Source organism: Klebsiella sp. CN_Kp113 (genome assembly GCF_040064585.1).
Lineage (GTDB): Bacteria > Pseudomonadota > Gammaproteobacteria > Enterobacterales > Enterobacteriaceae > Klebsiella > Klebsiella michiganensis.
In genome coordinates, this window is sequence record NZ_JBEAID010000046.1 from 25,869 (window position 1) to 34,412 (window position 8,544).

6 protein-coding genes and 1 pseudogene are annotated in these 8,544 nt (G+C 55.8%); all 7 read right to left on the reverse strand.

What is annotated here, in order from left to right:
* Window positions 1-19: 19 nt before the first annotated feature.
* The 7 genes and pseudogenes from bcsQ to dppA all read right to left on the reverse strand — a co-directional run bounded on the left by bcsQ (window position 20) and on the right by dppA (window position 7,756).
* Window positions 20-812 (reverse strand): annotated as a pseudogene (gene bcsQ / locus ABLV30_RS25485) (cellulose biosynthesis protein BcsQ).
* 1 nt (window position 813) lies between these two features.
* Window positions 814-1,392 (reverse strand): cellulose biosynthesis protein BcsO, encoded by a 579-nt coding sequence (gene bcsO, locus ABLV30_RS25490; protein WP_025106798.1) that lies wholly within the window; start codon window positions 1,390-1,392, stop codon window positions 814-816.
* A 713-nt stretch (window positions 1,393-2,105) separates the two neighbouring features.
* Entirely contained in the window at window positions 2,106-3,119 is a 1,014-nt protein-coding gene (dppF, locus tag ABLV30_RS25495; RefSeq protein WP_014227185.1) for a dipeptide ABC transporter ATP-binding subunit DppF, read from the reverse strand.
* Window positions 3,116-4,099, reverse strand: coding sequence for a dipeptide ABC transporter ATP-binding protein (dppD, locus tag ABLV30_RS25500; RefSeq protein WP_004855320.1), 984 nt, complete (start codon window positions 4,097-4,099; stop codon window positions 3,116-3,118). The genes dppF and dppD overlap by 4 nt, the downstream gene beginning before the upstream one ends.
* Window positions 4,100-4,109: 10 nt before the next feature.
* Entirely contained in the window at window positions 4,110-5,012 is a 903-nt protein-coding gene (gene dppC / locus ABLV30_RS25505; protein WP_014227187.1) for a dipeptide ABC transporter permease DppC, read from the reverse strand.
* A 9-nt stretch (window positions 5,013-5,021) separates the two neighbouring features.
* Window positions 5,022-6,041 carry a dipeptide ABC transporter permease DppB gene (gene dppB / locus ABLV30_RS25510; RefSeq protein WP_064374931.1) on the reverse strand — a complete coding sequence of 340 codons (1,020 nt, stop codon included), beginning with the start codon at window positions 6,039-6,041 and terminating at the stop codon, window positions 5,022-5,024.
* Window positions 6,042-6,148: 107 nt separating this feature from the next.
* Window positions 6,149-7,756: a dipeptide ABC transporter periplasmic-binding protein DppA gene (gene dppA / locus ABLV30_RS25515; protein WP_004855324.1), complete on the reverse strand. Its 1,608-nt coding sequence runs from the start codon at window positions 7,754-7,756 to the stop codon at window positions 6,149-6,151.
* Window positions 7,757-8,544: the final 788 nt, after the last annotated feature.

The following is an 8,544-nucleotide window of genomic DNA, read 5'->3' on the forward strand; positions in this document are numbered from 1 at the left end:
CAGCAGCCCTGCAATTAAATTAAAGCCCTGACCTGCGAGGCTGGCTATGCACCTTGCCGTCACCAATATTGATACCCAACTGCGCAGAGATTTTTTTGGCAATAATTTCAATATCAAAGGCGGCTGCGGAGGAGGAGTTAAAGTCCAGGATCGACTTCTGGGAAGCATTCGCTTCCACCACGCTTTCATCACGATGGATGATGCCCAGCAGACGATCGCCCAGCTTTTCTTCCATTAACGCCGTAACATCGCGACTGACCTGGCGACGGTTATCGCTCTGGTTGATCACAAAATAGTGTCCGAGTTTATGGTTGAGTTCGCCCCCGGTCAGACGCAGCTTTTCCACGGGCGCCAGCGCGGACATCGAGGCGGTATCCGCCAGCAGCGGTACCAGATGCATATCGGCAAGCGAAGTGAGCGCCTTTAGCGCGGGCGAAGGGCCCGGCGGCAGGTCGGCAATCGTAATCAGTCCCGGATAATTGAGTAATGCCGCCAGGCCGCGGGTCAGGAAATGCTCGTCATGGCTCAGGCGTTCATCGAAGGCCTGTCGCTGCGCGTCGCTCACGTCGCCGTAGGGCAAGACGAAGATATTGCTGCCGGCGCTTAATACGCACTGGCTCCAGTCATGGAGCTCCAGCGCTTTCGCGACATAGCCGCGCTCGTCGCTGAGGGGGACGCCAAAATGCAGGCGCAGGGCGTTCTGCACATCAAAATCGAGGGCCAGAACTTTGCTACCTGCGCGGGCCAGCGCCCAGGCCAGATTTGCCGCCAGGGTCGTTTTTCCTACGCCGCCTTTCGGTGAACATACGCAGATCAACGGCATGTCGCAATCCTCTCCAGGAGTGATTTCAGTGACTGATCTTTATCTTTTGCTACCGGCTCCGCGGTTTTGGCCGCAAAAAGATGGGCAAAACCCTCCGTCGTCGGCGCGGCCGCCGGACGAGGCCTGACTGCCGGAGCAGGGACGCTGACCGGTACCGGCTGCGCAGCAGCCTGAGAAACTGCCGGCTGGGGGGCGGGCGCAGCCGCTGCCAGGCTTTGCGGCAGCGCAGGCTCTACGGCCGCCGCAGCAGCAATGTCCGTCAGGGGGGCGGGCTGCGGCGCGGAGGGCGGGATAATCAGGGACGGTGCAGCCAAAGAGGGCCCCGGGGGAGCCTGAACGGCCGCAGGCTCCACCTTGTGAAACATATCGGCAGGAACCCGCTGCGGCAGAGGTAAGGAAACTGACCCACCCATGGCCAAAGAAGACGCTTCCTCCGCCGGAATAAGTTGATTGAGAATAACCCAATCCCCTTTTTCACCGGCGGCGGCTTCTGATGAGAGGTCCTTGAATTTTAGACTGTGTGTCCGCGTCTTTTCCTTGAAGCGCTGCAAATCATCATAATGGTTCATAGATAACCTCATGATTTAAATACGTCATATTTAATCTGTTTTAATTGTCATCCCACGCCACTAAAGCGTAGTTTAATTTGTTGTTTTTTGGGCATTTACCCTGCGTTACGGCCGTCACAATACGCTAACTTTAGTCGCGATTTGATTATTTTGGATAGGTCAGGCTGGTGTGATTCCATAGTGGTAGTGCGGTTACACTAACAGTTCTTTTTCAAAATGATAGCCCCATTTTTTGGGCGGCTGCGCCGTCAATCCCCCCGCAGCCTGCCAGGCTATTAGCAGATCGTAGTTTTTTATACTGTCTGAATTTTAAAAAATGGCGTAATACACGCCAGGGGAAGGCTAAAGAGAATACATTTTAATATTTTTTAAGGCGTTTAGAAATCACTTACCGCGCTTAATTAAAATAATAAAATATTGTTCCCGTCCAAAATAAATAGCTCAGGATGTTAGCCAAAAACCAGGAATATAAAGCGTTGACCGAACAACAAGGAACAGTTTTATGCATCGCTTTTGCTGTTAATTTGCTCCGGCTAAAGAAACAATCAAGATAAAGTAAAATACATTCATGTAGTTATCCCGGACTCCCGAGATAGCAATGGTTGTGGCGTAAAATGCCAGTATTGTTCGTTGTCGGTTGTTCCAACAGTGCTGAGTTATGGTTAAAAAAAAGCCGAAGCACAGGCTTCGGCTTTGATTATCGATTGCCTGAATCAGCTCAGGGGCTTCTCGCCGTTCTGATCCTGGTCGACCGCAAAGCAGGCTACCAGCTGGCCGCCGTAGTCCTTCAGCTGCGGCTGAAGCTGGGTGCACGGGCCGAAACGGCGACGGCAGCGGGCGTTAAACGCGCAGCCCGGCGGCGGATTCAGCGGGCTCGGCAGCTCGCCGGTGAGCTTGATGCGCTCGCGGCGGTCATCCGGATTCAGACGCGGCGTTGCCGACAGCAGCGCCTGCGTGTAAGGATGCTGCGGGTTGTTGAAGATTTGATCTTTCGTCCCTTTCTCCACGCAGCGGCCTAAATACATCACCATCACTTCATCAGCGATATGCTCCACGACCGACAGATCGTGGGAGATAAAGACGTAAGAAAGCCCCAGATCCTGCTGTAAATCCATCATCAGGTTCAGCACCTGCGCGCGCACCGAAACGTCCAGCGCGGAAACCGGTTCGTCGGCGATCACCACGTCCGGGTCAAGCATCAGACCGCGGGCAATGGCGATACGCTGACGCTGGCCGCCGGAGAACATATGCGGATAGCGGTCGTAGTGCTCGGTTTTCAGGCCCACTTTGGCCATCATCGCCAGCGCTTTCTCGCGGCGCTGCTCTTTGCTCAAGCTGGTGTTGATCTGCAGCGGCTCTTCCAGAATCTGCCCCACCTTTTTACGCGGGTTCAGCGAACCGTAGGGGTTCTGGAACACAATCTGGATTTTCTGCCGGCGCAGCTTCTGCGCCTGCGGATCGTGCTTAAGCAGGTCCTGTCCCTGATAATAGAGCTCGCCGCCGGTGGGGATTTCAATCATCGTCAGCAGACGACCGAGCGTGGATTTACCGCAGCCGGACTCCCCCACTACCGCCAGCGTTTTACCGCGTTCAAGGGTAAACGAGACGCCGTCCAGCGCCTTGACCAGGCGTTCCGGCGTGAAGAGCCCCTTCTTCACCGGATAGTATTTTTTCAAATCGGTGGCCAGCAACAGAGGCTGTTGCGTGGTGGCCTCATGCGTACTCATAGCCCAGGCCTCCCGGCATCATCAAGTGGGTAATGACATTTCGACTGGCGACCGCCGTTAAGCAGGTTCAGCTCAGGTTCTTCGCTGCGGCATTTGTCGGTCGCATAGGGGCAGCGCGGGTTGAGCAGACAGCCGCTCGGACGGTCGTATTTGCCCGGCACCACGCCCGGCAGCGAGGCAAGACGCGCTTTATCCTGAGCGAACTCCGGCAGCGCGCGCAGCAGCGCCTGCGTATAGGGATGGCGAGGCGCGCGGAAGATATCCTTCGCATCGCCGGTTTCCACCACCTGCCCCGCGTACATGACGATGATTTTGTGCGCCGCTTCGGCCACCAGCGCCAGATCGTGGGTGATCAGGATCAGCGCCATATTCTCTTTCTGCTGCAGCTCCAGCAGCAGCTCGATGATCTGCGCCTGGATGGTCACGTCCAGCGCCGTCGTGGGCTCATCGGCAATCAGCAGCTTTGGCCGACAGGCGATGGCCATCGCAATCATCACGCGCTGGCTCATACCGCCGGAAAGCTGGTGCGGATAGACGTCAAGACGCGAAGCCGGATCGGGGATCCCCACCAGCGTCAGCAGGTCAATCGCCCGCTGCACGCGGGTTTTCTTGTTGCCGCCCTGGTGCACCTTAATGGCTTCCATAATCTGGTAACCGACGGTATAGCACGGATTCAGGCTGGTCATCGGGTCCTGGAAGATCATCGCCACTTCCGCGCCCACCAGCTGGCGGCGCTCTTTTTCGGAAATGCGCTTCAGGTCGCGACCGTTAAACTCCAGCTTTTCAGCCATCACCCGGCCGGGATAGTCAATCAGCCCCATAATCGCCAGCGAGCTGACCGATTTACCCGAGCCGGACTCGCCGACGATACCGACCACTTCGCCCTGATTTACGCTGTAGCTTACGCGATCTACGGCGCGGAACGGCGTCCCTTCGTCGCCGAAGTGCACCGAGAGTTTATCTACATTTAATAACGCCATCTCGAACCTCTTACTGCTTCAGTTTGGGATCGAGCGCGTCACGCAGACCGTCACCCATCAGGTTAAATGCCAGCACCGTCAGCAGGATAGCGACACCCGGAAAGGTGACGACCCACCAGGCGCTCTGCGCGAACTGCAGCACGTCGGAGAGCATCGTGCCCCACTCCGGTGTCGGCGGCTGCGCACCCATGCCAAGGAAGCCAAGAGCGGCCATATCGAGAATGGCGTTAGAGAAGCCCAGCGACGCCTGAACAATCAGCGGCGCAAGACAGTTAGGAAGAATGTTGATGAACATCTGACGCATCGCGCCTGCCCCCGCCACGCGGGAAGCGGTTACGTAGTCGCGGTTTACCTCTACCAGCACCGCCGCTCGGGTCAGACGCACGTAGTGCGGCAGGGCGACAAAGGTCAGCGCTATCGAGGCATTGACGATCGACGGACCGAAGATGGCTACCAGCACCAGCGCCAGCAGCAGACTCGGCAGCGCCAGCATAATATCGACAACGCGCATAATGACCGAGTCAACCACGCCGCCAAAGTAGCCCGAGACAAGACCGAGCACCACGCCGAGGATCAGCGACAGTACCACCACCAGACAGCCGACCAGCAGCGACAGGCGCGCGCCGTACATCAGGCGCGACAGGATATCGCGGCCGACGTCATCGGTGCCGAGCAGGTGGCTCACGCTGCCCCCCTCCTGCCAGAACGGCGGAGCCAGCAGCGCATCGCGGAACTGATCCGCCGGATTATAGGGCGCGAGGAAGTTGGCGAAGACGGCGATGATAATCATCACCACGACATAGGCCAGTCCCACGACGGCGCCTTTGTTGCGTTTAAAATAGTGCCAGAACTCCTGCAGAGGGGTCATTGGCACCGGCGCGGCGACAACTTTATTTTCAGTAATTTGTGACATGATGGCCCCTTACTTCTTATGCCGGATACGCGGGTTCACCACGCCGTACAACAGGTCGACCAGCAGGTTGACGAGAATAATCATCGTCGCCACCAGCAGCACCCCGCCCTGCACCACCGGATAGTCGCGGCGCTGCAGCGCGTCAATCAGCCAGCGGCCAAGGCCCGGCCAGGAGAAGATGGTTTCGGTCAGGATGGCCCCCGCCAGCAGCGTACCGACCTGCAGACCGATCACCGTGACCACCGGCAGCATCGCGTTACGCAACGCATGAACGATGATCACCCGCATCCGCGTCAGGCCTTTCGCGCGCGCGGTACGGATATAATCCTCGCCCAGCACTTCCAGCATTGATGAACGGGTCATACGCACGATCACCGCCAGGGGAATCGTCCCCAGCACCACGGCGGGCAGGATCATATGCATTACCGCATCAATAAAGTCGCCCGGCTCGCCCCAAATCGCGGTATCGATCAGCATAAATCCGGTCAGCGGCAGGGTATCGTCAAGGAAGACGGTATCGCTGATGCGCCCGGAAACCGGCGTCAGGTTAAGCTGTACCGACACCAGCATGATCAGCATCATGCCCCACCAGAAGATGGGCATAGAGTAGCCTGTTAGCGCGAGGCCCACGGAGGTGTGGTCGAAGATAGAGCCGCGTTTAACCGCCGCCAGCACGCCCACCGGAATTCCGACGATGACAGCAAAAATCATCGCGCAAACGCCCAGCTCCATCGTGGCCTTAAAGCGCGGCACAAACTCTTGCCAAACGGGAATACGGCTTTTCAGCGAGATGCCCAAATCGCCGTGCATCACGCCCCAAATATAGTTGACGTACTGCTGCCACATCGGTTTATTGAGGCCCATTTCGGCCAGCAGCTGCGCGTGACGTTCAGGGGAAATACCACGTTCGCCCGCCATAATCATCACCGGGTCGCCGGGGATCATATGAACGAAGGCAAAAGTGAGAAGGGTAATACCGATAAATGTTGGGATGACAAGTCCCAAACGTCGGAGAATGAACTGCAACATAACCCGGATTCTCTCTGGAGACGGCCCGCCTGGTGACAGGACGTCTGTATTGCTCACAAATGTCAATTCCCTCTCCCCAAGGCGGGGAGAGGGGAAACACGCTGTTATTATTCGATAGAGACGTTATCGAAGTGGTGTTTACCTAATGGATCGACCACGTAGCCTTTGACCTCTTTACGCACCGGCTCATAGACGGTGGAGTGGGCGACGATCAGCGCCGGAGCCTGATCGTGCATCACGACCTGAGCCTGCTTATACAGCTCAATGCGTTTGTTGTGGTCATCGGTGGCGCGAGCCGGCTGAATCAGGTCTTCAAACGGCTTGTAGCACCAGCGGGAGTAGTTAGAACCGTCTTTTGCCGCCGCGCAGCTGAACAGGGTGGCGAAGAAGTTATCCGGATCCCCGTTGTCGCCGGTCCAGCCCATCATGACGGTCTGATGCTCGCCCGCTTTCGCGCGCTTGAGGTATTCACCCCACTCGTAGGTCACGATCTTGGCCTGGACGCCGACTTTCGCCCAGTCGGCCTGAATCATCTCAGCCATACGGCGCGCGTTCGGGTTATACGGACGCTGTACCGGCATCGCCCACAGGTCGATGGTGAAGCCTTTTTCCAGGCCTGCTTCTTTCAGCAGCGCTTTCGCTTTCTCTGGATCGTAGGTGTAGTCTTTAACGTCGTCGTTATAGCCCCACATGGTCGGCGGGATCAGGTTCTTCGCGGCCTGGCCTGCGCCCTGGTAAACGGCCTTGATAATCGCTTCTTTGTTGACCGCGTAGGTCAGCGCCTGGCGAACTTTGACATCATCCAGCGGCTTCTTCTCGGTGTTGAAAGAGAGGTAGCCGACGTTCAGGCCCGGCTGTTCCAGCAGCGTGATGTTTTTGTCTTCCTTCATGCGCGCGATATCTGCCGGGTTCGGGTACGGCATAATCTGGCATTCGTTTTTCTGCAGCTTAGCGTAGCGCACGGAAGCATCAGGGGTAATGGAGAAGACCAGGCGATCGATTTTCGGCTTGGTGCCCCAGTAGCCCGGGAAGGCTTTATAGAGAATACGGGAGTCTTTCTGGTACTGCAGCAGCTGGAACGGGCCGGTACCGATTGGGTTGAGGTCCACTTTCTCCGGCGTACCGGCTTTCAGCATGTTGTCGGCATACTCTTTTGACAGAATAGAGGCGAAGTCCATGGCGAGATCGGCAAGGAACGGCGATTCCGGACGGGTCAGCACGAACTGGACGGTGTTATCGTCCACTTTCTTCACTTCGCTAATCAGGTCAGGTAATCCCATCCCTTCAAAGTATTCATAGCTGCCGCCAGACACTTTATGGTACGGGTTATTGGTATTTTTTTGTCTGTCGAAGGAGAAGACAACGTCATCGGCGTTCAGCGTGCGGGTCGGTTTAAAATCTTTATTATCCTGCCACTTCACGTCTTTACGCAGATGGAAGGTATAGGTTTTCCCGTCTTCGCTAACTTCCCATTTTTCAGCCAGGCCCGGGATGACTTCCGTGGTGCCGGTTTTGAATTCCACCAGGCGGTTATAAATCGGCACTGAGCTGGCGTCATAGGTGGTACCAGAGGTGAAGAGCTGCGGGTTAAAGCCTTCCGGCGAACCTTCTGAACAATAAACCAGGGTCTTCGCTTGTACGCTTGCTGCGACGGTCATGGCAACCAGGCTCAGACCAAGCTTCAGCATCCCTGATTTCTTCAAGGAAATACTCATTATTCTGCTCCAAATGTGATGTTGTTTGCATATATCCGCCAGACCTTTATTTATTTTTATTCGTCATATTGCGAACTACGGATGCGTTGGCTGCGCTCGATAACCCCGGTCACATAGTCATCTATGCTCCCGGAGATTCTCACGCTTGCCGCCTTCCCGCAGCTCGAACTATTTAGAATATACCCGGTCCGGTCGGTGGTGCCCGAAAGCGTTGAGAGAGATGGGGATTCCTTTCACAAAAACGACTGAGTTGCAGTACGGATTCTCCATGAAATGCCCCTCATGCCCTACAATCTGTCAACAGAATGGGGAAACGTCAATACAGCCAACCTGGTTTTACATCCGGTGTGAGAATTGGCGGGCAAAGATTAAAAAAAGTGCAAAGCGCTATTTCCAGCAGAGAAATTTATGCTAGCGGCCAATAGACAGAATAAACGCCTTAATATTTTCCAGCAGCCAGTGATAAGCAATTATGGTAAATGGTAAAAATTTCTTGCGATGTGACCAATATGTGAGCGATAAATAGCGTGAACGTTAAAACGCACAGCGGAAAATGCTGAAGTTATCCATAAGCTTCGCGAAAAAAGATCGGAGTATATATAAAAAAATACAATGGAAGATGTCACAAAATAGGGAATTGGCGCCAGGAAATGAGGGTGGAGGCGTTTTCTTACACTCTTAGCAAGCTGCGTATTTTCCCGGAGGCGATGCTGGCGCATCTGTCCGGGCTACACGGCCCGCAGACAACGCTGAACCCGTAGCCCGGGCAAGGCGCTTTGCGCCGCCCC